The following is a 21,696-nucleotide window of genomic DNA, read 5'->3' on the forward strand; positions in this document are numbered from 1 at the left end:
GAATCTTCAGAAGGAGGTGAAAATTATGAGAAGCTTGTTGTTTCTTTTATTCGCATCGACAACGATCTTTGCAACACCCGTTCTCATTCTTTTTCAGGACAGTGCGATCCTCATGGAAAGTTTATCCGTGAGCGGTACAGAAACCGTCTCCGTTCCTCAGGACTGGAACGTGATGGATGTAATAGGAGCAAAAAGCTGGTACGTGGTTTCGGAAAAAGAACCTTCCTGGGAAGAAATTATAAAAGGAAAAACCGTCGAAGCGGTGGACGAACCTCCCTCACGGTTCGAAGTGATAAGTACTTCTCCTCTCGTTTTGAAAAAAGACACGAAGTACTACATCTACAACTCCACGTTGAAAAAGTGGCTTGTTCTGGAATACGAAGAACCTCAGAGCAGTCGGAAACTCGTGATGAACGGGCAGGGAAAGGTAACTTTGCTTCTGCGTTCCTCAGGAAGCTGGAACGTCAGGTACTATCTCTTCGAAGATACTCTCACGGGAAACGCCTTTCTATCAGTCTCCGGTGTGGAAAGCGCGGATGTTTTCTTAATTTCCAGGCCCGCTGGGGAAGCTTCCATTTGGAAAGGGATGTACCTCAGCGCTTCACCCTCAAGAGAAATGCCCGAAGAACACGAGTCTGAGGAAGTCAAGGTGTATCACCTCGGCAAAGTGAAAGATCTGGACAAATCTCCTGTTGTGAATCTCATAGAAACGAATCTGTTCAACGTAAATGAGTACTACTCGTACTCTTTTGCAGTGAACGATTCAATTTTCGATTATCAGAAAACCACCTTCACGAGAAGTTTCATGACTCCTGTGGATCTTCCGGGAGGCACGGTGAGCATATTCTCTAACATTTCCGGTGTGGATATAATGATTGGGGAAACAAGCATCCCCGACACTCCGAAAAACTCCCTTCTGGAGCTTCCCGTAACGGACTCCTGGGATGTTCGTGTGAAAGGGGAGATTCTGGACGAGAGGAACTACAAAGACACATACGAATACGAAAGGACCTGGAGAGTGACCGTTCAGAACCTGAACGAAACGGAATCGAAGGTGAGAATCAACATCTATGGAAACATGATGAGATTGCTACGATCTTCCATCAAACCGTTGAAAGAAACTTCGGACCAGATCGTTTTCGAATTGATCGTTCCGCCCAATTCAGAGAAAGAATTCGAATTCAAAGTGAGGAGCGGGTGGTGAAGATTGGTAAAGGCACTTTTCAGCTTACTCTTCGTTGCGTTCATCTGGGGATCGACATTTCCCATACAGAAGATCGTACTGGTGGGAGTCTCTCCCACCTTTTATATCGCCGTTAGATTCTTCATCGCAGCACTGGTTTCTTATTTTCTATTTGGAAAGGGGAACGTCAAGTACGGATCGATCCTTGGAACACTCCTGGGAATTGCCTACACCACACAAACGTGGGGACTCACAATCACCACCTCCACGAAGAGCGGTTTCATCACATCGATGTACATCGTTTTCGTTCCGGTCTTTGCGTATCTTCTGGAGAGAGAAATTCCAACGATATTCCAGATCGTTTCCTTTTTTGCTGCAAGTCTGGGACTTTACATGATCTCCGGTGGAATCAAAGATTTCAACTTCGGGGACTTTCTCACCCTGATCTGCGCTGTGAGCTTTGCTTTGCATGTTGTTCTGATAACGATGTTTTCAAAACGAGTCAAAGAAGTGGATCTCCTCTTTCCACAGTTTCTGGTGGTGGGAATTTTGAACCTGATACTGAACTTTTTCTGGAAGAACTGGAACTTCACACTCCCGGCTCTTGGGAGCGCAGTCTTCACCGCTCTTGCGGCCACCATTCTGGCCATCTACCTTCAGGCAAAATACCAGAAAGCGCTTGGAAACAACGTGTCTGCGATTGTTTTCCTGGGAGAACCTGTTTTCGCAGCAGTTGTTTCTTATTTCATGCTGGGCGAGACGATGGCAGGGAAACAGCTTTTAGGGGCAGCACTCCTTTTGATCTCCATGCTGTTTTCCAGTCTGGAACGTGTTAAAATAGTTCGTGATGCGAACCAAAAGGGGAGGGATGAGTGTGAAGATTCTCTTTAAAAACGCCACGGTCTTTCCCATAACCTCCAGACCTTTCAAAGGAGATGTGCTTGTCTCGAACGGAAAAGTGGAAAAGGTGGGAGAAAACATAGAAGATCCCGACGCGGAAATCGTTGATCTGACGGGAAAATTCCTGTTTCCCGGTTTCGTAGATGCGCACTCCCACATCGGACTCTTCGAGGAAGGAGTAGGGTACTACTACAGCGATGGAAACGAAGCCACGGATCCCGTCACACCGCACGTGAAAGCACTCGACGGTTTCAATCCGCAGGATCCGGCCATAGAACGAGCCCTTGCCGGTGGAGTCACGTCCGTGATGATCGTTCCTGGAAGCGCCAACCCGGTGGGTGGGCAGGGAAGCGTGATAAAGTTCAGATCCATAATTGTGGAAGAGTGCATTGTGAAGGATCCCGCAGGTTTGAAGATGGCGTTCGGAGAAAATCCAAAGAGGGTCTACGGTGAGAGGAAACAAACTCCTTCAACGAGAATGGGAACAGCTGGAGTGATCAGAGACTACTTCACTAAAGTGAAGAATTACATGAAGAAAAAGGAACTCGCCCAAAAAGAAGGAAAAGAATTCACCGAAACCGACCTGAAAATGGAAGTCGGTGAGATGGTCCTCAGAAAGAAGATTCCTGCCAGGATGCACGCCCACCGCGCAGACGATATTCTCACCGCCATCAGAATAGCAGAGGAGTTCGGTTTCAACCTCGTCATAGAACACGGAACGGAAGCGTACAAGATTTCTAAGGTGCTAGCGGAGAAAAAGATACCCGTCGTTGTGGGACCACTCCTCACCTTCAGAACAAAGCTGGAACTGAAAGATCTGACGATGGAAACTATCGCAAAACTCCTGAAAGATGGGGTTCTTATAGCCTTGATGTGTGATCACCCGGTGATTCCTCTCGAGTTTGCAACCGTTCAGGCGGCAACTGCCATGAGGTACGGTGCTAAGGAAGAAGATCTGCTGAAGATCCTGACGGTGAATCCTGCTAAGATCCTCGGACTCGAAGATAGAATCGGTTCCATCGAACCTGGAAAGGACGCGGATCTTGTGGTCTGGAGCGGACATCCGTTCGATATGAAATCCGTGGTGGAGAGGGTCTACATAGACGGAGTGGAAGTCTTCAGAAGATGAGGGGCCTCAGATCACGAGGCCCCCATCTATTCCTATCACCTGTCCGGTGACGTAACTCGACTCGTCCGATGCGAGGAAGAGTATAACCTGCGCCACCTCTTCTGGCTTCCCAAACCTTCCCAGCGGTATTCTGGAAAGGGCCGTTTCACGGGCTTTTTCTGGAAGTTTTTCGGTCATGGGGGTTTCTATGAATCCGGGTGCCACAGCGTTCACCCTGATGTTTCTTCCAGCGAGTTCCTTCGCCCACGTCTTGGTCATTCCTATGACTCCCGCCTTCGACGCCGCGTAATTCGTCTGACCAGGATTCCCGTATATTCCAACGACAGAGGAGACGTTCACGATCGAACCGTTCCTCTGTTTGATCATGTAGGGCACCACCATCTGAGTCACGTTGAAAACACCCTTCAGATTCACGTTTATTACCGCATCCCAGTCTTCTTCTTTCATCCTCACAAGAAGCGCATCCCTTGTTATTCCCGCGTTGTTCACCAGAACATCGATTCGACCGTACTTTTGAACGACTTTTTCCACAACTTCCTTTATCTGATCCCTGTCGGTCACGTTCAAAACGTAGGGATCAACCTTCCCCGGAAGTCCTTCTGCCTCTTTCACAAGAGAGTCGAGATTTTCTTTCGAGATATCGCCAGCGATCACCGTAGCTCCTTCCTGTGCGAAAAGAAGCGTGGTGGCTTTCCCTATCCCGCTTGCAGCCCCTGTGATCAGACACACTTTCCCTTCAAGCCTCATGAACGCACCTCCTCGCGTTTTTTTAAATTGTATCACGTGTTCTATTTAAGAAACCATTAAAGTTACCCCGGAAGGAGTATAATCCTCTCATAAGGAGGTGAAACAACGCGCTCCTTTTTGATAGGAATAGCAATTACCATGATCGGACTGTCCGTTTTGAAAGTTCTGGATACTTACCTGTTCGTTTTACCGGAGAAAGATCTGGTGTGCTAGAGCAACCAGAAGATCTATCGCTTCTATCGTAGGTAAAAGGAACTTGCCAAGCACCGACAGACTGTATCTCAGATTGAGATGAAAATAGAAAGTGAAGAAAAGGGTCAATGCTCTGGAGAACGTGGTGATCCCCCAGCTCAAAGAAACGATAAAATACATTCAGGATACCCTCGAAGAACAAGAAAGAGAAGAGTTCTTCAAGATCAAGCGATTGAAAGAAAGGGTGCAGGTTGGAAGAAGATGACTGCGGGTAGAATAAGAATAGACGAGGTTATAAAAGATGGTGAGAAAATCATCGCCGTTTCGAGAACAAGCCCTTTCTATCCAGACGGAAAGGGTGGACAGCTTGGTGATAGAGGAAAGATCGGTCCTGCAAATGTTCTGAAGGTGAAGGAAAAGAATGGATACATCCTTCATTATCTGGATGCTCATCTCGAACCGGGTGACTACGAGTGCGAAATAGACCCTGCCAGAAGAAAAGACATTGCCTGTCAGCACACCGCTCAGCACATCCTCTCAGCCGCTTTTCTGAAGGTGGCCGATCTTGAAACGGTGAGTTTCCACATGGGAGAGAGGGTCTCCACCATAGATCTGAACGCTCCGTTCGTTCTCGAAGATGTCCTGGAAGAAGCTGAGGATCTGGCCAACGAAGTAGTGAGAAGCTGTGAGAGAGTTGAAATTCTCGAGATAGAAAAAGAAGAAGCAGAGAAAATGAACCTCAGAAAACTGCCCAATGTGGAAGGAAAAGTCAGAGTGGTGAAGATAGGAGATTTCGATGTCACCGCCTGCGGAGGGTTTCATGTAGAAAACACTGGAGAAATCGGTCTGATAAAGATCGTGGACACGGAGAAGGTGAAGAAGGTACTAACAAGGATCTATTTCACTGCAGGCGATCGAGCCTTGAAAGATTACAGAGAAAAAGATAAACTCCTGAAGTCGCTCTCCAGAGTGCTGACCACATCCACAAAGGAACTCCTGAAGAGAGCAGAGAATCTTCTCGAAGAAGTCAAAGAAAAGAGTGCAAAGCTCGACAAACTGTCGGAAAAGTACGCCGAGATTCTCTCAAAAGTAGCAGAACCAGAAAAGGTCGGAAAGTACTATCTGTATCACTTCTCTGGAACTCCAGAGGAAATGAAATACCTGCCCAAGTTCCTCGCAGATCGCAAAGACACAATCGTTCTTTTAGAGCATCCTGACCGGATAGAGATCGTTTCGAACTGGATAGATTGCAGAAAGATCTTCGAGAAATTGAAAGACCAGTTGAACGTAGAAGGTGGGTCGAGCCAGAAGAGGGCTGTGATAACAGCGAACTCCGCTTCGAGAATCGTTGAAAAATTGAGGGAGATATTGAAATGGTTCTGAACTTTGTGGGTACCGGAACCCTCACGAGGTTTTTTCTTGAGTGTTTGAAAGATCGGTATGAAATAGGATACATCCTGTCCCGCAGTATAGATAGGGCTCGAAACCTTGCTGAAGTTTACGGGGGAAAAGCCGCCACGCTGGAAAAGCACCCTGAGTTGAACGGTGTGGTCTTCGTTATCGTCCCGGACAGATACATAAAAACGGTGGCGAACCACTTGAATCTTGGAGACGCTGTTTTGGTACATTGTTCTGGTTTTCTCTCGTCGGAGATTTTCAAAAAGAGTGGAAGAGCATCGATTCACCCGAACTTTTCTTTTTCCAGCCTCGAAAAAGCCCTTGAAATGAAAGACCAGATCGTCTTTGGATTGGAAGGAGACGAAAGAGGACTTCCGATTGTGAAAAAAATCGCAGAAGAGATCTCCGGAAAGTATTTCGTGATCCCTTCGGAAAAAAAGAAAGCTTACCATCTCGCCGCGGTCATTGCTTCAAACTTTCCGGTGGCACTTGCCTATCTTTCAAAGAGGATATACACTCTTCTTGGTCTGGATGAACCGGAACTCCTCATTCACACCCTGATGAAAGGTGTGGCGGACAACATAAAGAAGATGAGAGTGGAATGTTCTCTGACAGGCCCTGTGAAAAGAGGAGACTGGCAGGTGGTAGAGGAAGAGCGCAGGGAGTACGAAAAGATCTTCGGAAACACCGTGCTCTACGATGAGATTGTGAAGCTGCTCAGGGAGGTGGCAGAAAGTGAACGTCGAGAAGCTCAAGAAGATGAAAGGTAAGGAAAAGATCGTGATGGTCACCGCGTACGATGCTCCCAGCGCCAGAATCGCGAGAGATGCCGGCATAGATGTCATTCTCGTTGGAGACTCCCTTGGAAACAACGTTCTCGGGTACGAAAACACGATTCCCGTAACTATGGAAGAAATGCTGATACACGTGGCAGCCGTGAAAAGGGGAGCCCCAGACGCTTTCATAGTAGCAGACATGCCTTTCCTTTCCTACCAGACTTCCGTGGAAAAAGCCGTGGAGAACGCTGGGAAGTTCTTGAAGGTCGGTGCGAATGCCGTGAAAATAGAGGGTGGAGAGGAATTCGGTGAACTCGTTCAAAAACTGGTCGAAAGCGGTATTCCGGTGATGGGCCACATAGGCCTCACACCTCAGTTCGTGAACCGTTTCGGTGGTTACAGAGTCCAAGGAAAGACGGAAAAAAACAGAGAATACCTCTTGAGGAGCGCCAGGGAGCTTGAAAAGAGGGGGGCTTTTGCTATCGTTCTGGAGCTCGTTGTTGAGGAAGTCGCTAAGGAGATCACCGAAAGCGTCTCCATTCCAACCATTGGCATCGGTTCAGGCCGTTTCTGTGATGGTCAGGTTCTCGTCTGGCACGACCTTCTCGGTCTGAATCCGGACTTCGCACCTCGCTTTTCCAAGAAATACGCGAATCTGTACGAAGTCATATTGAAAGCTCTGCAAGAGTTCAGAAGAGAGGTAAAAAAGGGTCTGTTCCCCACCGAAGAACATTCATTCACAGATAAATCTAAAGGAGGTGTGTCTTCATGAAGAAGCTTCTGGTGTTCGTTCTGATGCTTGGAGCATTCGTCGGAATTTCACAGCAGTTCAAAGACGTCCCCGTCAACCACTGGGCCTACGAAGCGGTAATGGAAATGTCGAAACTCGGTGTTCTCACTGGAATGCCGGATGGAACGTTCCAGGGTAACTCCTACCTCACCAGGTATCAGGCAGCGGTGGCGTTCTACAGACTCTACAACATACTCAAACAACCTTCTGCGGACGTTTCCGGACTGATAAACAAAGTCTCTACTCTCGAGGATCTCGTCAGCACTGCCTTGATGAAGGTTCAGAACCTATCTGACAATTTTGGGGGAGTAACGTCCGATCTTGAAACTCTCAAGAACGATGTGGCGAACTTGAAAGCCACTCTCGTTGACCTCAAAAACCTCAGAGTCGAAGTCATGAGTCAGGTTCAGAGTCAGTCAGATGAACTCCAGAGCCTGGATGCTAAAGTGAACGAAGCGCTTTCGAAAATCGCCGCTCTCGAATCCAAACTTTCGGGGGACTTCGTGAACAAAGACTACGTCGACAGCAAGATCGCCCAGACCGTCTCGAAACTGAGCGATCTCGAAGGAAGGCTCTCCGCCGTTGAGACGAAAACGGCGAACCTTGAGGCACTCGTGAGAAATTCCGAAGCTTCTCTCAAAGATTACGTGGAAAAAACTCTCAAATCCTACACAGATACTCTCGATCAGAAACTCTCCGAACTCTCTGCCAGTGTCGAGAAAAACAACACCGCCCTGTCTGGAGAGATAGGAAACCTCAAGGTGCTCGTCTCCAAACTCCAGAGCGACCTTGAAACTCAGCAGAAGACGGCAAGAGCTCTCGATGCTCGTGTGAGCGTTCTTGAAGGTCAGATCACGACCGTGAACAGCCGTGTTGAGAGTCTGGAAAAGAGAGTTTCTCAGGTGGAGTCGGCAGTTGACAAGGTGAACTCACTCGAAAGAAGCATGGGAGCAGTCACAGCAAGAGTCACCAAAGTCGAAGAAGAAGTTAAGAATCTCAATCAGAGTAACGCAGAACTCTCCCAGAAAGTTGACGAGGTCGTCTCTTCGAAACCATGGATGGAAGATGTAAACAGCGTGAGCGCCACCCTCAGCAAGAAGATCTCCGATGTTCAGACCATGGCCCTTGCGGGTGTCGCCATCGGAATCGTCGGTGTGATAATCGGTTTTGTGATGGGAAGCGGTAAGTGATCTTCTTTTTCAGGAAAGAAAAGGGGGCGCAAGCCCCCTTTTTTGTTCGAGTGGTATAATTTTTTCGAGAAAAAGGAAATCAGAAGAGGTGGAAAGGTGAGTGAATTTCTCACACCTGAAAGGACCGTTTACGACTCTGGTGTACAGTTTCTAAGGCCCAAAAGCCTCGATGAATTCATTGGTCAGGAAAACGTGAAAAAGAAACTCTCCCTCGCTCTCGAAGCCGCGAAGATGAGGGGAGAAGTGCTCGATCATGTCCTCCTCGCAGGACCACCGGGACTCGGAAAGACGACCCTTGCACACATAATCGCCAGCGAACTCCAGACGAACATCCACGTTACGAGCGGACCGGTTCTTGTGAAACAGGGAGATATGGCCGCTATCCTCACAAGTCTGGAACGGGGAGACGTTCTTTTCATAGACGAAATACACCGATTGAACAAGGCAGTGGAAGAGCTTCTTTACTCTGCCATCGAAGACTTCCAGATAGACATCATGATCGGAAAGGGCCCGAGTGCAAAGTCCATTAGGATAGACATCCAGCCTTTTACGCTCGTTGGAGCCACGACGAGAAGTGGTCTTTTGAGTTCTCCTCTCAGAAGCAGGTTTGGTATCATCCTCGAACTGGACTTCTACACTGTGAAAGAACTGAAGGAAATCATAAAAAGAGCGGCCAGCTTGATGGACGTTGAGATAGAAGACGCAGCAGCAGAGATGATCGCGAAAAGATCGAGAGGCACACCGAGGATCGCTATAAGACTCACGAAGAGAGTGAGGGACATGCTCACGGTGGTAAAGGCAGACAGAATCAATACCGATATCGTTTTGAAGACCATGGAAGTTCTGAACATAGACGACGAGGGACTTGATGAGTTCGACAGGAAGATCCTGAAGACGATCATAGAGATTTACAGGGGAGGCCCCGTCGGATTGAACGCCCTCGCCGCTTCACTCGGTGTAGAAGCGGACACCCTGAGCGAAGTTTATGAACCTTACCTCCTCCAGGCAGGATTCCTCGCCAGAACTCCCAGAGGAAGGATCGTCACTGAAAAGGCTTACAAACACCTGAAGTACGAAGTCCCGGAAAACCGTCTTTTCTGAGGTGATCTCCCATGGGATTGAAAGAAAACCTCGAAAGGGTTCTCAACAGAATGAAAAACGCTGCTCTTCGAGCAAACAGGGATCCATCCGAAGTGAGGCTCGTAGTTGCTTCAAAATACGCCAGCGTCCAGCAAATGGAAGAACTCGTGTTCCTTGGTATCAGAGAGTTCGGAGAAAACAGAGCGCAGGATCTCGTCAAAAAGAGCGAATATTTCAAGGGCAAACCCATCATCTGGCACTTCATTGGAAGAATACAGACGAACAAGGTGAAATACATCGTACCGAGATGTGAACTGATCCACTCCGTCTGGAGGGAAGAGGAGCTGAAAGAAATAGAAAAAAGGGCAGAAAAACTTGGGAAAATCCAGAAGATTCTCCTTGAGGTGAACGTCTTCAAAGAAGAAACGAAGGCCGGACTTCTGGTCGAAGAAGTGGAAGGGTTCTTGAAGCTCTGTCAGGAATTCCCACATGTCGAAGTTCTCGGTTTTATGACCATGGCTCCCTACGTTGGAGATCCCGAAGAAGTTCGGTGGGGTTTCAGAACTCTCAGAGAGCTAAGGGACGAGCTCGCCAGCAGGTTCAACGGGAACGTGAAACTCAAGGAGCTTTCCATGGGCATGAGCAACGATTTCGAAGTAGCGATAGAAGAAGGAGCAACCATGGTGAGGATTGGAAGCGCCATATTCGAAGGAGGGAAGTGAATGTTCGTGATAGCCAATCTGCTCAGATCGATCGCGGTGGTTCTGAGAACGTTCATATACGTGGAGATTGTGTCCATCGTTGTCTCTGCGATCTTCAGCTGGACTACACCTTACTATTATCACCCTGTAAGAAGGTTTTTCGATGCTTTATCTTCGATCGTTTTGAATCCCATTCGACGTGTTGTACCTCCAATAGGTTCTGTTGACATATCTCCTATGATAGCCATCTTCATTCTCATGTTCCTGGACGGTTTCCTTGTACAAACCCTCTTCGATCTGGCGGTGAGACTTTCATGAAAATCGCCATTCTCTACAGAGAAGAGCGGGAAAAAGAGGGAGAGTTCTTGAAAGAAAAGATTTCAAAAGAACACGAAGTAATCGAGTTCGGTGAAGCGAACGCTCCAGGAAGGGTTACGGCAGATTTGATAGTGGTGGTTGGAGGAGACGGAACCGTGCTCAAGGCAGCGAAAAAAGCGGCCGATGGAACACCGATGGTGGGCTTCAAGGCAGGCAGACTGGGGTTCCTCACATCCTACACCCTCGATGAGATAGATCGATTTCTCGAGGATCTCAGAAACTGGAACTTCCGGGAAGAAACAAGATGGTTCATACAGATCGAAAGTGAACTCGGAAACCATCTCGCCCTGAACGATGTCACCCTCGAACGTGACCTGAGTGGAAAGATGGTCGAAATAGAGGTCGAGGTGGAGCACCACTCTTCCATGTGGTTCTTCGCAGACGGAGTGGTGATTTCCACACCGACAGGTTCCACGGCTTATTCTCTTTCCATAGGAGGTCCCATAATATTCCCGGAATGCGAGGTGCTGGAGATCTCTCCCATTGCACCACAATTCTTTCTCACCCGAAGCGTTGTGATACCCTCGAATTTCAAAGTGGTGGTTGAATCCCAGAGAGATATAAACATGCTGGTGGATGGAGTCCTGACGGGAAAAACAAAACGAATCGAAGTAAAGAAATCCAGAAGATACGTTAGAATTCTGAGACCTCCTGAGTACGATTACGTGACGGTGATAAGAGACAAACTCGGTTACGGGAGGCGTATCGAGTGAATAGACTCTTAAACGAAAAGGTGGAAGAATTCAAGAAAGGCGTTCTCAAAGCGGGATGGTTCATAGAAAAGATGTTCAGAAACTCCATATCCTCACTTGTCGAAAGAAACGAGTCCCTCGCCAGGGAAGTGATCGCAGATGAAGAGGTTGTCGATCAGATGGAAGTGGAGATTCAGGAAAAAGCAATGGAGGTGCTCGGCCTCTTTTCTCCCATAGGAAAGCCCCTTCTCACAGTAACAGCGGGTATAAGGGTGGCAGAGCTCATTGAAAATATAGCCGACAAATGCCATGACATCGCAAAGAACGTCCTTGAACTCATGGAAGAACCTCCCTTGAAACCTCTCGAAGACATTCCAGCCATGGCGAATCAAACTTCAGAAATGTTGAAGTTCGCTCTCAGGATGTTCGCCGATGTGAACGTAGAAAAGTCTTTCGAAGTTTGCAGGATGGATTCGAAGGTTGATGACCTGTACGAGAAGGTGCGTGAAGAACTCTTGCTCTACATGATGGAGTCACCCAAATATGTGAAAAGGGCTCTTCTCCTCTTAGAAATAGCCGGCAACATAGAGATCATAGCCGATTACGCCACCAACATCGTGGAAGTCTCCGTTTACATGGTTCAGGGAGAGGCCTACAAGTGCTACCACGATGAACTCCTTCTCTTCAAAAAATCCGGAGGGGTGCTCTTTGAAAGTTCTGATTAAGTATCTTCTGAAACTCTCCGTTGTCCCTTTCTTGATCGGTCTTGGTGGTTTCATCGTTTTCGTCAGTCTTGAGATTCTCTACCAGCTCTCCGATCTGATAGTGAGGCACAGGGTGGGAATCGAAAAACTCTTTCTCATGCTGTACTACTACCTTCCTTACTTCGTCGCAATGGGTGTTCCCGTTGGAGTACTCCTCGCCATCTTCTGGACGTTCTCACGACTCTCCGAAGAAAGAGAGCTCATGGCCATACAGGTTCACGGAATCTCCCAAAAGAATCTGATCGTTCCCTTTCTGATTCTTGGAGCCCTTCTCTCCATAGCCGTCTTCTTCCTCAGCGATCAAATCGTTCCCGAGTACCAATCAAAAGCAGAAGAAGCAATGTCGAAGTACGTTCTGAAAAAACCCGAGGTTTTTGTCGTTGAAAACGTCATCTCAAAGATAGGAGACGACCAGTATTTCTATGTGGAAAAATACGACGAAAGAACAAGCACGATGTGGAACGTGGTTATTTTCAGATACGGGCATGAAGAGACGATAGTCACCGCAAAAAGGGTGCAGAAAAAAGGTAACGACTGGTACCTCTTCGATGGAAATTACTACACCGTCGATAAAGATGGCTTCTTAAAACTCGACGTGCACTTTTCTGAGATGAAACTGGATATTACAGAGGACATAGAAAAACTCCTTCGTGTGGGAAAGACACCGAAAGAGATGACGGGAAAAGAACTCAAGGAAAAGATAGAATTCTTCAAAAAAGTGGGAGTGAAACCTTCTCCCTGGGTCGTAGAACTTCACAGCAGATACGCGAACTCTCTGACGCCGATAGTAATAGTGCTCGTTGGAGTGCCGCTCTCTCTTCTCTTTCAGCTGAGAAGCAAATCCTGGGGTGTGATCTTCACCTTCGTGCTCGTTGTCCTTTATCAGGGAAGCGGGGCATGGCTCAGCGCCATGGGAAAGGAAAATCTCCTCAATCCTGTACTCGCACCGTGGATTCCAAACATCGTGTTCACGATCGTTGGAACGCTCCTGTTTATCCTTCTCGACACCTTTTTTGCCTACAGAATCACGGAATTTCTCTCGAGACTGTTTTTCGTTGCCTTCATCTTCACCGTCTCTTCTCTTTTTTCATCACAGGTTGTCATAGTGTCCGATCGAATGGAGAAGTTTCCGGAGGAAATGGTCTTTCATGGAAGCGTTGAAATAGCGTACAAAGATATGACCGTCCAGGCGAGCGAAGCCACAATTCAGCTCACTGAAGAAGGAAAAGCGAAAAAACTCGAAGCTTCGGGTGGAGTGATATACAGAAAGGCCGACACGATCCTGATGGGTGAACATTTGATCTTCTATCTGGAAAATGAAAAAAGCGTTCTTACTCACATTCGGGGAAGCACTGTCCTCGAAATAGAAAAAGAAAAGAAAAAAATTTACCTGTCCGGTGAAGATCTCACCTCTGAAGGCTCGAGAACGATCGTGGACATGGGTTCCATCTCCACCTGCTCGGAAACTCCGCCCCATTACAAGCTCAAGGCCAGGTACATAGAAATAAAAGAGAACGACTACCTCCTGGCAAAGGATGTGGTTTTCTATCTTCTGGAGATACCGCTGTTTTATCAACCTATCTTTTTCACTTCACTATCCGATAAACCGCAACCGTTCTCCGTTGAAGTGGGTGTGGGAAATAACCCGCATCTGAAAACCTCCTACAACGTGTCTTACCCCTCTGGGCTCCTGTATTTCTCAACCAAAAGTGTACTGAGTGGAGGCCTATCTAAGGAACTCAACTGGAACCACAAGATGGGAAGCTGGTCCCTCAATCTAGACTACAAAGAATCGACATCCCACAGCGTTCTGGTGAAGATCTTCGACAGCAAAAATACCTTCCTTTTCTCACAGAAAAACGAAGAGAGAATCCATCAGTTCGAAAGAAAGGAGAAGATTCTGAACGGAAGCCTGAACGTGGTTCTCAGAAAAGAATCGGACGGCGAAGACAGTTACATACTCCCACGAGTAACTGTGAAAAAAGTGAGCGTCAAGACGGGTGTAGGAACTTTTTCTGTGGACAGTTTCAATCACGAAACCCGCATAGAAGATCAAGAAAAGAGGAACTCCGGGTCGGTGAGCCTTTCTTTTCGTTCTGTTCCCTTCTTGCTTTTTCAGTCCGTGAGCGTCAGTACCACTGGAAAGTACTTGTTTGAAAACCAAAACCTCGACGAACGAACGAGCTACCTCAAAACAGATTCCATATGGGATTTTCAGAACCTTTCCCTCGGGAAGTTTCTCGTACTGGATGATAAAATATACGCTGGCGTGTACAGATCGAACGAAGACGGCTACCGTGTTGGAAATCTGTTCACAACCACACTCAGAGTGCCTCTGGGGCCTTTTTCCTTCGAGAGTTACTACAAACTCTTCACGGTTTCCGGAGAAAACCTCAGAAAGTTTTCCCAGAATGAATCAAAAAACGAGGTGGATCTGAAAGTATCGTTCTCTTATGAAAATTTCAAATCTTCCTTAGAAACAACCTACGATTTCCTCGAAAAGGAGTTCTCGGATCCGTATCTCAAAACCTCTTACTCGTTCAAAACAGGAGATATCACTCACACTGTGGACTCCACTACCCGGTTCGTTCTGGACGAGATCAGCAGAAGTTACACCACCTGGAACTTCCAGCAGAGAATGGGAGCTTTCCTGAACAGATTCTACTTCACCTACTACTACAGAGAACCACACGTTAAGTACGTCGAGGATCAGATGAGGATATACGGAAAGAATTTCCTTTTCATGGAAAACCCGCGAATAACCACGTACACAAAGCTGAGCGTTGATCCCTTTGAACTGGATGAATTCTGGATACGCGGGACGTTTAAAAAAGGAGAGTCCACCCACTCTTTGAAAATGAGTTATTCCAGTGACAACCTGGAATTTTCTTATCAGACAAAGAACGGTGATCCGGCGCTGGAAATATCTTTTTCATTAAAGGACTGGAACGTGGAGAAGTTTTCTCTGTCTGTTGAAAAGGCTTTGCACTGTCTTGGAACGAAGATTTCAACTTCATTCGGCAGGAATTTCACTCTTGAGAGTTTCTCCATTCTTTTCTTCATAAGAGATTTTCCGAACAGCGGTATCGGTTTCGACACGGAAGAAGGGATAGGGCTCAACGTTTTTTGAGAGGTGAGAACATGCGTGTTCCCCCGCACAACTTAGAGGCCGAAGTTGCTGTGCTCGGAAGCATATTGATAGATCCGTCGGTAATAAACGACGTTCTTGAAATTTTGAGCCACGAAGATTTCTATCTGAAAAAACACCAACACATCTTCAGAGCGATGGAAGAGCTTTACGACGAAGGAAAACCGGTGGACGTGGTTTCCGTCTGTGACAAGCTTCAAAGCATGGGAAAACTCGAGGAAGTAGGTGGAGATCTGGAAGTGGCCCAGCTCGCTGAGGCTGTGCCCAGTTCTGCACACGCACTTCACTACGCGGAGATCGTCAAGGAAAAATCCATTCTGAGGAAACTCATTGAGATCTCCAGAAAAATCTCAGAAAGTGCCTACATGGAAGAAGATGTGGAGATCCTGCTCGACAACGCAGAAAAGATGATCTTCGAGATCTCAGAGATGAAAACGACAAAATCCTACGATCATCTGAGAGGCATCATGCACCGGGTGTTTGAAAACCTGGAGAACTTCAGGGAAAGAGCCAACCTTATAGAACCCGGTGTGCTCATAACGGGACTACCAACGGGATTCAAAAGTCTGGACAAACAGACCACAGGGTTCCACAGCTCCGATCTGGTGATAATAGCAGCGAGACCCTCCATGGGAAAAACCTCCTTCGCACTCTCAATAGCGAGGAACATGGCTGTCAATTTCGAAATCCCCGTCGGAATATTCAGTCTCGAGATGTCCAAGGAACAGCTCGCTCAAAGACTACTCAGCATGGAGTCCGGTGTGGATCTTTACAGCATCAGAACAGGATACCTGGATCAGGAGAAGTGGGAAAGACTCACAATAGCGGCTTCTAAACTCTACAAAGCACCCATAGTTGTGGACGATGAGTCACTCCTCGATCCGCGATCGTTGAGGGCAAAAGCGAGAAGGATGAAAAAAGAATACGATGTAAAAGCCATTTTTGTCGACTATCTCCAGCTCATGCACCTGAAAGGAAGAAAAGAAAGCAGACAGCAGGAGATATCCGAGATCTCGAGATCTCTGAAGCTCCTTGCGAGGGAACTCGACATAGTGGTGATAGCGCTTTCACAGCTTTCGAGGGCCGTAGAACAGAGAGAAGACAAAAGACCGAGGCTGAGTGACCTCAGGGAATCCGGTGCGATAGAACAGGACGCAGACACAGTCATCTTCATCTACAGGGAGGAATATTACAGGAGCAAAAAATCCAAAGAGGAAAGCAAGCTTCACGAACCTCACGAAGCTGAAATCATAATAGGTAAACAGAGAAACGGTCCCGTTGGAACGATCACTCTGATCTTCGACCCCAGAACGGTTACGTTCCATGAAGTCGATGTGGTGCATTCATGATAGAATTTTCTTGAAAAAGACCAGGGAGGTGTTCGACGTGGACATAAAGGCCTACAAAGAAAGAGTGGAAAAAGCGGTTGAATATCTGAAAGGTCAGATCGATGAAACACCCGAAATAGCGATAATACTGGGTTCTGGTCTTTCCGTCATAGCGGATGAGGTGGAAAAGGAGGGAACCTCCAAGAAGATACCCTACAGCGAGATACCAGGATTTCCCATTTCCACAGCTCCGGGTCACAAGGGTGAGCTGATCTTCGGAAAACTCTTTGGAAAGAACGTCATGCTGATGAACGGAAGGTTTCACTACTACGAGGGTTATTCAATGAAGGAAGTCACATTCCCCATCAGAGTGATGCAGCTTCTCGGTGTTGAAATTCTGATTGTTACCAACGCCGCTGGTGGGTTGAATCCGGATTTCGAAGTGGGAAGACCCATGATCATAACCGATCACATCAACTTCATGGGTGACAATCCTCTCATAGGCCCCAACGTGGATGAATGGGGTCCCAGGTTTCCGGACATGTCGGAGCCCTACGACAAGGAACTCATAGAACTCGCTTACAACAGTGCCAGAGAACTGGGAATTCCCGTCTATCAGGGTGTCTATGTGGCCGTTACGGGTCCATGCTTCGAAACACCCGCTGAGCTCAGGATGCTCAGAAAATTCGGAGCCGATGCAGTTGGAATGTCAACCGTTCCGGAAGTCATAGTGGCAAGGCACGGTCAGATAAGGGTCCTTGGAATCTCCGCCATCACCGACAGGGCCGTTCCTGAAGACCTCAAGCCGCTCACCGCAGAGGAGGTCCTGGAAGTCGCTGAGAAGACGGGAAGAAAGATCGCACAGATCATCTTCGAGGTCGTCAGAAAACTCTGAGGTGAAGGGATGGTTCTCAAGGGAATCCTCTACAGCACGATCGCGGGAATGGCAACCTCGCTCGGTGCGTTGCCGTTCCTTTTTTTAAAACCGCACCACACGAGTGACAAGGTGATCGACTCTTTCTTGGGGTTCGCTGCCGGTGTCATGCTGGCTGCGAGTGCTTTCAGCTTGGTCGCTCCCTCCCTCGAAATGGGAGGGATCGTCAGATTCCTGATAGGCTTCGTCCTGGGTGGTCTTTTCGTCAACCTCGCAGACAAACTCATCCCACACGAACATCTGCTCAAAGGTCACGAAGGACCTGACACCAAAAGACTGAAAGGTGTGTGGCTTTTCATCATCGCCATCACAATACACAATTTCCCTGAAGGAATGGCAGTGGGAGTTTCCGCCTTCACACCCCAGGCCCTCGCAATCGCCATCGCAATTGGGGTTCAGAACATTCCCGAAGGTGCCGCCGTGATGGCCTCTCTGATACCCATGAAGTACAAAAAAGGCAAAGCCTTTTTGATAACTTTCCTCACAGGACTCGTTGAAGCGATAGGTGGTCTTCTCGGTGCGGGAATCGTTTCGATCTCCCAACGACTTCTTCCTTACATGATGGCCTTCGCTGCCGGTGCAATGATATACGTCGTCAGCGACGAAGTGATTCCAGAAACCCATTCGAAGGGGAACGAACTGCTTTCCACGTGGTGGATCATGGTGGGATTCCTGGTGATGGCTTCCCTCGACGTGGCACTGGGGTGATGCAGGTGCGTATCGAAAGAGCGGAAAGAATTGAAAGCGAACTGGAAGAACACGTAGGAGATCAGACTTTCGTGGAAGAATCGAGATTCCTGGAGGAAGACGAGCAGAGAGAGGGAGAAATTCTCGATCAGATCATCTTCGTCGATGGCAAAAGAAGAAGCTTTGTGCGGATAACAACAGACGAAGGGATCACCGGTATATTCGCGGAACTCTGTGTTGGGGCGGTCATCTGGGATAGAGAAGGTGGAACGAAAACGCTCTTCTCTCCAGACAAACCACCAGTCAAAGAAAGAGTCCTTGGATTTTCCCAAAGCTTCCAGGAAGAAGGATACGAAGAAGTCGGAGGTATTCTCTTCAAAGTTGTAAAAGAAGGCAAAGACGCCATGCAATCGATAGATCTGTACATGAGGTCCTTGGAGATAGAAGAAGTGAGAAAGCACATGGACAAAAACATTCTCATCGTGAAGGATGGACCAGCTGCCCGGGAACTTCCGTTCGAGGAAAACGTGGGACCCATCGGTCTTGTGAAGAACATCGGTGTCACCGAGTTGAGCAAAGAGGACTTCAAGAAACTGCGCTTTCTCAAAAAGGGAAAGCGAAGCAAGATGTTCGTTTCATCGAGGGAAACACCTCTGAAAAAAGTGGGAGCGTACGTAAAACTGATCGATGGAGAAGGTATAAGGGGTCTTGTCAGGTTAGAAACCTACGTGAAAGACGATAATCAGATACCGTACATCAGAAAAGTGTTCGACGATCTTGCAAAGACGTTACCACATCTCACGGCAGACCTTCCCATCCCAAGACTTCCGGAAAATATTCTTCCGATACAGTTTCTGGAAGAGAACCTTTCGTACTATCTCACCGACAAGAACTACATGAACACGAGACTGTTTGCCTACATCGGGAGATGAAAGAGTGGAAAAACTCTTCAGATTCGAAGCAGAACCGGAGAAACTGCCACCGGCCGTTCTAGCGTATCTGGGAGATGCCGTTCTGGAGCTCATCTTCAGATCGAGATTCACAGGAGATTACAGAATGTCCGTCATACACGAGAGGGTCAAGGAACACACCTCGAAACACGGTCAGGCATGGATGCTGGAGAATATATGGAATCTCCTCGACGAAAGAGAGCAAGAAATAGTTAAAAGAGCGATGAATTCGAAGGCAGCGAAAAGACACGGGAACGACCCTACATACAGAAAGAGCACCGGTTTCGAAGCTTTGATCGGGTATCTATTCTTGAAAAGAGAATTCGACAGAATTGAAGAACTGCTTCGGGTGGTGATGGATCTTGAGAGTCTACGGAAGAAAAATCCTGGAGGAAGCGCTCAGGAATAACGTTCCGATAAAGAAAGTATTCTTCCAAAAAATGAAAAATCCTGGCAGTTACTTTCTTTCTCTTGTGAAAGAAGTCGAAAAGAGAGGTATCAAGTACTCTTTTGAATCAGAAGAAAGATTGAAGAATCTCTCGGGAACAAAGAAGCATCAGGGGGTTGTTTTCGATATAGGAGAGTACCGGTACAGTTCTGTAGAGGAAATTCTTGAAGCAAAGACTCCACCCTTGATAGTTCTTCTCGATCAGATTCAGGATCCACACAACCTCGGTGCAATCGTGAGAACGTCCGTGGGTGCGGGAGCGAACGGAATCATCATTCCGAAGGACAAGTCAGTAAAAGTAACAGAAACCGTCGTGAAGGTTTCGGCTGGAACGGTTTTCAGAGCCAGAATCGCCGTTGTGACCAATCTGGCAAGAACGATAGAAGAGTTGAAGGAAAAAGGTGTCTGGACTTACGCTTCAGACATAGACGGTACACCCATCTACGAGGAAGATTTCACCTTCCCCACCGCCTTCGTCTTCGGTAACGAGGGAGAAGGCATCAGAAGACTCGTGAGAGAGAAGTGCGACAGGGTGGTCACCATTCCGATGGAGAACGACATAGATTCTCTGAACGTTTCGGTGAGTGTGGGAGTAGTTCTCTTTGAAGCTGTGAGACAGAGGAGGATGAAAGGTGCTGGATAAAATAGAACTCTTCATTTTAGATATGGACGGGACTTTCTATCTGGACGATTCGCTTCTTCCCGGATCTCTGGAATTTCTGGAGACTTTGAAAGAGAAAAACAAAAGATTCGTCTTTTTCACCAACAACTCCTCGCTCGGCGCACAGGACTACGTGAGGAAGCTGAGAAACATGGGAGTGGACGTACCGGACGATGCTGTCGTAACCTCTGGAGAAATCACCGCGGAGCACATGCTGAAGCGGTTCGGAAGGTGCCGTATCTTTCTTCTGGGAACCCCTCAGCTGAAGAAGGTCTTCGAGGCTTACGGACACGTCATAGATGAGGAAAATCCGGATTTTGTGGTCCTGGGTTTCGACAAAACGCTAACGTATGAAAGACTGAAAAAAGCTTGTATTTTACTCAGAAAGGGAAAATTCTACATAGCCACCCATCCGGACATCAACTGTCCTTCGAAAGAAGGACCCGTTCCAGACGCTGGAAGCATCATGGCAGCGATAGAAGCCTCGACGGGAAGAAAGCCAGACTTGATCGCTGGGAAACCCAATCCACTGGTTGTGGATGTGATATCCGAGAAGTTCGGTGTTCCAAAAGAAAGAATGGCAATGGTAGGAGACAGGCTGTACACGGATGTGAAACTGGGAAAGAACGCCGGGATAGTCTCCATTCTCGTTCTCACCGGTGAGACTACCCCGGAAGACCTTGAAAGGGCTGAAACAAAACCGGACTTCGTCTTCAAAAACCTTGGAGAATTAGCCAAGGCTGTCCAGTAGCTTCATTTCCTCTTCGGAGAGTTTGATCTCCGTTGCTTTTAGATTCTCCCTGAGATGTTCTACTCTGCCGGCCTTTGGAATGGCAACAACATTTGGTTTTGCGAGAAGCCACGCGAGCATAATCTGATAGATAGTTGCTCCATGATTCTTCGCTATTTCTTCGAGTGTTCTCTTCGTTTTTTCTGAAAGAAGAGTTCTTCTCAGTGGAGAGTAGGCCACCAGGGTCACTCCGTTCTTTTGGCAGAACTCGAGAAGTCCATCTCTTTCTGGATCTCTGTCTTCTATGTTGTACTTGACCTGATCGCAGACTATGGGTTCTTGAGACTTGCTGATGGCCTCCTCGAGGAGTCTTCTGTCGAAATTCGAAACTCCTATGTACCTGATGAGCCCCTGCCTGACGCCCTCTGCCATTGCGGAAAGGGTCTCTTCGAGGGGAATCTCTGGATTCGGCCAGTGAATCAGGTAAAGATCCACGTAGTCCGTGTCGAGTCGTTTGAGGGTGTTCTCGAGGGAGCGCAAAAGATCGTCCCTTCTCAGATGCGTCGGCCACACCTTGGACACTATGAAAAGATCCTCACGCCTGAAATCCTTTATCGCCTTGCCGATGAGTTCCTCTGTGTGCCCTCCACCGTAGTACTCTGCCGTGTCTATGTGTGTGTATCCCATTTTGATCGCCGTCTTCAAAAGCTCAACCATCTCTTCGTCTCTGGAGTAATCGGGTGTTTCAAAACCGCCGATACCCCAGGTGCCCAGACCCAGAGCCGGAATTTCTTCTCCTGTTCTTCCAAGTTCTTTGTATAACATTCCAACCACCTCCTGAATTAGTCTAGTATTATTATTATAACCTGAGGTGTTAAAATTCAATCAAA

General features: G+C 47.6%; 23 protein-coding genes. 21 read left to right on the top strand and 2 right to left on the bottom strand.

Going from position 1 to position 21,696, the window contains the following annotated elements; genetic code table 11:
* Positions 1-25: 25 nt before the first annotated feature.
* From TM_RS08755 to TM_RS08765, 3 genes are read left to right on the top strand one after another with little or no spacing between them, the layout of a single operon-like run.
* Positions 26-1,204 carry a hypothetical protein gene (locus TM_RS08755; protein ID WP_004082237.1) on the top strand — a complete coding sequence of 393 codons (1,179 nt, stop codon included), beginning with the start codon at positions 26-28 and terminating at the stop codon, positions 1,202-1,204.
* Positions 1,205-1,207: 3 nt separating this feature from the next.
* On the top strand, positions 1,208-2,074 hold the full coding sequence (locus TM_RS08760) for a DMT family transporter (RefSeq protein ID WP_004082238.1): 867 nt from the start codon (positions 1,208-1,210) through the stop codon (positions 2,072-2,074).
* Positions 2,052-3,212: an amidohydrolase gene (locus TM_RS08765; RefSeq protein WP_010865390.1), complete on the top strand. Its 1,161-nt coding sequence runs from the start codon at positions 2,052-2,054 to the stop codon at positions 3,210-3,212. Before TM_RS08760 ends, TM_RS08765 begins: the two co-directional genes overlap by 23 nt.
* A gap of 6 nt (positions 3,213-3,218) precedes the next feature.
* Here TM_RS08765 and fabG read toward each other — a convergent pair whose 3' ends face one another.
* Positions 3,219-3,959 carry a 3-oxoacyl-[acyl-carrier-protein] reductase gene (gene fabG / locus TM_RS08770; RefSeq protein WP_004082240.1) on the bottom strand — a complete coding sequence of 247 codons (741 nt, stop codon included), beginning with the start codon at positions 3,957-3,959 and terminating at the stop codon, positions 3,219-3,221.
* Between the two features lie 304 nt (positions 3,960-4,263).
* Between fabG and TM_RS08775 the strand changes: the two genes are divergently transcribed.
* The 18 genes from TM_RS08775 (at position 4,264) to TM_RS08860 (ending at position 20,827) form a co-directional block, all read left to right on the top strand.
* Entirely contained in the window at positions 4,264-4,416 is a 153-nt protein-coding gene (locus TM_RS08775) for a V-type ATP synthase subunit D (protein WP_015646191.1), read from the top strand.
* Positions 4,413-5,534: an alanyl-tRNA editing protein gene (locus TM_RS08780; protein ID WP_004082241.1), complete on the top strand. Its 1,122-nt coding sequence runs from the start codon at positions 4,413-4,415 to the stop codon at positions 5,532-5,534. The genes TM_RS08775 and TM_RS08780 overlap by 4 nt, the downstream gene beginning before the upstream one ends.
* Entirely contained in the window at positions 5,525-6,319 is a 795-nt protein-coding gene (locus tag TM_RS08785) for a Rossmann-like and DUF2520 domain-containing protein (RefSeq protein WP_004082242.1), read from the top strand. The genes TM_RS08780 and TM_RS08785 overlap by 10 nt, the downstream gene beginning before the upstream one ends.
* Entirely contained in the window at positions 6,285-7,097 is an 813-nt protein-coding gene (panB, locus tag TM_RS08790; protein WP_004082243.1) for a 3-methyl-2-oxobutanoate hydroxymethyltransferase, read from the top strand. The genes TM_RS08785 and panB overlap by 35 nt, the downstream gene beginning before the upstream one ends.
* Entirely contained in the window at positions 7,094-8,305 is a 1,212-nt protein-coding gene (locus TM_RS08795; protein ID WP_004082244.1) for an outer membrane anchor protein OmpA2, read from the top strand. Before panB ends, TM_RS08795 begins: the two co-directional genes overlap by 4 nt.
* 96 nt (positions 8,306-8,401) lie before the next feature.
* On the top strand, positions 8,402-9,406 hold the full coding sequence (ruvB, locus tag TM_RS08800; protein WP_004082245.1) for a Holliday junction branch migration DNA helicase RuvB: 1,005 nt from the start codon (positions 8,402-8,404) through the stop codon (positions 9,404-9,406).
* Positions 9,407-9,417: 11 nt separating this feature from the next.
* On the top strand, positions 9,418-10,107 hold the full coding sequence (locus TM_RS08805) for a YggS family pyridoxal phosphate-dependent enzyme (RefSeq protein ID WP_004082246.1): 690 nt from the start codon (positions 9,418-9,420) through the stop codon (positions 10,105-10,107).
* Positions 10,108-10,404, top strand: coding sequence for a YggT family protein (locus TM_RS08810; RefSeq protein ID WP_004082248.1), 297 nt, complete (start codon positions 10,108-10,110; stop codon positions 10,402-10,404). It abuts the gene before it with no gap.
* Complete coding sequence (locus TM_RS08815) at positions 10,401-11,177, top strand: NAD(+) kinase (protein ID WP_004082250.1); 777 nt, start codon at positions 10,401-10,403, stop codon at positions 11,175-11,177. The genes TM_RS08810 and TM_RS08815 overlap by 4 nt, the downstream gene beginning before the upstream one ends.
* The gene (gene phoU / locus TM_RS08820) at positions 11,174-11,881 is read left to right on the top strand and encodes a phosphate signaling complex protein PhoU (RefSeq protein ID WP_004082252.1); all 708 of its coding nucleotides are present in this window, start codon (positions 11,174-11,176) and stop codon (positions 11,879-11,881) included. The genes TM_RS08815 and phoU overlap by 4 nt, the downstream gene beginning before the upstream one ends.
* Entirely contained in the window at positions 11,865-15,050 is a 3,186-nt protein-coding gene (locus TM_RS08825; protein ID WP_004082254.1) for a YjgP/YjgQ family permease, read from the top strand. The genes phoU and TM_RS08825 overlap by 17 nt, the downstream gene beginning before the upstream one ends.
* 11 nt (positions 15,051-15,061) lie before the next feature.
* Entirely contained in the window at positions 15,062-16,417 is a 1,356-nt protein-coding gene (dnaB, locus tag TM_RS08830; protein WP_004082256.1) for a replicative DNA helicase, read from the top strand.
* A 37-nt stretch (positions 16,418-16,454) separates the two neighbouring features.
* Positions 16,455-17,291 carry a purine-nucleoside phosphorylase gene (locus tag TM_RS08835; protein WP_004082258.1) on the top strand — a complete coding sequence of 279 codons (837 nt, stop codon included), beginning with the start codon at positions 16,455-16,457 and terminating at the stop codon, positions 17,289-17,291.
* Between the two features lie 9 nt (positions 17,292-17,300).
* Positions 17,301-18,038 (top strand): ZIP family metal transporter, encoded by a 738-nt coding sequence (locus tag TM_RS08840; protein ID WP_004082259.1) that lies wholly within the window; start codon positions 17,301-17,303, stop codon positions 18,036-18,038.
* Positions 18,038-18,949, top strand: coding sequence for a DNA double-strand break repair nuclease NurA (locus TM_RS08845; RefSeq protein ID WP_004082261.1), 912 nt, complete (start codon positions 18,038-18,040; stop codon positions 18,947-18,949). The genes TM_RS08840 and TM_RS08845 overlap by 1 nt, the downstream gene beginning before the upstream one ends.
* A gap of 4 nt (positions 18,950-18,953) precedes the next feature.
* Entirely contained in the window at positions 18,954-19,376 is a 423-nt protein-coding gene (locus TM_RS08850) for a Mini-ribonuclease 3 (RefSeq protein ID WP_004082263.1), read from the top strand.
* Positions 19,330-20,058, top strand: a complete 729-nt coding sequence (rlmB, locus tag TM_RS08855) for a 23S rRNA (guanosine(2251)-2'-O)-methyltransferase RlmB (RefSeq protein ID WP_004082265.1) — start codon at positions 19,330-19,332, stop codon at positions 20,056-20,058. Before TM_RS08850 ends, rlmB begins: the two co-directional genes overlap by 47 nt.
* Positions 20,048-20,827, top strand: coding sequence for an HAD-IIA family hydrolase (locus TM_RS08860; protein ID WP_004082267.1), 780 nt, complete (start codon positions 20,048-20,050; stop codon positions 20,825-20,827). The genes rlmB and TM_RS08860 overlap by 11 nt, the downstream gene beginning before the upstream one ends.
* Here the strand turns inward: TM_RS08860 and TM_RS08865 are convergent.
* Positions 20,807-21,631 carry an aldo/keto reductase gene (locus tag TM_RS08865; RefSeq protein WP_004082270.1) on the bottom strand — a complete coding sequence of 275 codons (825 nt, stop codon included), beginning with the start codon at positions 21,629-21,631 and terminating at the stop codon, positions 20,807-20,809. The genes TM_RS08860 and TM_RS08865 overlap by 21 nt on opposite strands.
* Positions 21,632-21,696: the final 65 nt, after the last annotated feature.

Source organism: Thermotoga maritima MSB8 (assembly GCF_000008545.1).
GTDB lineage: Bacteria > Thermotogota > Thermotogae > Thermotogales > Thermotogaceae > Thermotoga > Thermotoga maritima.

Excerpts from the sequence above, each read along its gene's own strand:
- TM_RS08810 (WP_004082248.1), top strand. The coding sequence starts at position 10,108 with ATGTTCGTGATAGCCAATCTGCTCAGATCGATCGCGGTGGTTCTGAGA.
- fabG (WP_004082240.1), bottom strand. The coding sequence starts at position 3,959 with ATGAGGCTTGAAGGGAAAGTGTGTCTGATCACAGGGGCTGCAAGCGGG.
- TM_RS08780 (WP_004082241.1), top strand. The coding sequence starts at position 4,413 with ATGACTGCGGGTAGAATAAGAATAGACGAGGTTATAAAAGATGGTGAG.
- TM_RS08865 (WP_004082270.1), bottom strand. The coding sequence starts at position 21,631 with ATGTTATACAAAGAACTTGGAAGAACAGGAGAAGAAATTCCGGCTCTG.
- TM_RS08755 (WP_004082237.1), top strand. The coding sequence starts at position 26 with ATGAGAAGCTTGTTGTTTCTTTTATTCGCATCGACAACGATCTTTGCA.
- TM_RS08765 (WP_010865390.1), top strand. The coding sequence starts at position 2,052 with ATGAGTGTGAAGATTCTCTTTAAAAACGCCACGGTCTTTCCCATAACC.
- TM_RS08840 (WP_004082259.1), top strand. The coding sequence starts at position 17,301 with ATGGTTCTCAAGGGAATCCTCTACAGCACGATCGCGGGAATGGCAACC.
- TM_RS08845 (WP_004082261.1), top strand. The coding sequence starts at position 18,038 with ATGCAGGTGCGTATCGAAAGAGCGGAAAGAATTGAAAGCGAACTGGAA.
- TM_RS08785 (WP_004082242.1), top strand. The coding sequence starts at position 5,525 with ATGGTTCTGAACTTTGTGGGTACCGGAACCCTCACGAGGTTTTTTCTT.
- TM_RS08815 (WP_004082250.1), top strand. The coding sequence starts at position 10,401 with ATGAAAATCGCCATTCTCTACAGAGAAGAGCGGGAAAAAGAGGGAGAG.
- dnaB (WP_004082256.1), top strand. The coding sequence starts at position 15,062 with ATGCGTGTTCCCCCGCACAACTTAGAGGCCGAAGTTGCTGTGCTCGGA.
- TM_RS08795 (WP_004082244.1), top strand. The coding sequence starts at position 7,094 with ATGAAGAAGCTTCTGGTGTTCGTTCTGATGCTTGGAGCATTCGTCGGA.
- TM_RS08805 (WP_004082246.1), top strand. The coding sequence starts at position 9,418 with ATGGGATTGAAAGAAAACCTCGAAAGGGTTCTCAACAGAATGAAAAAC.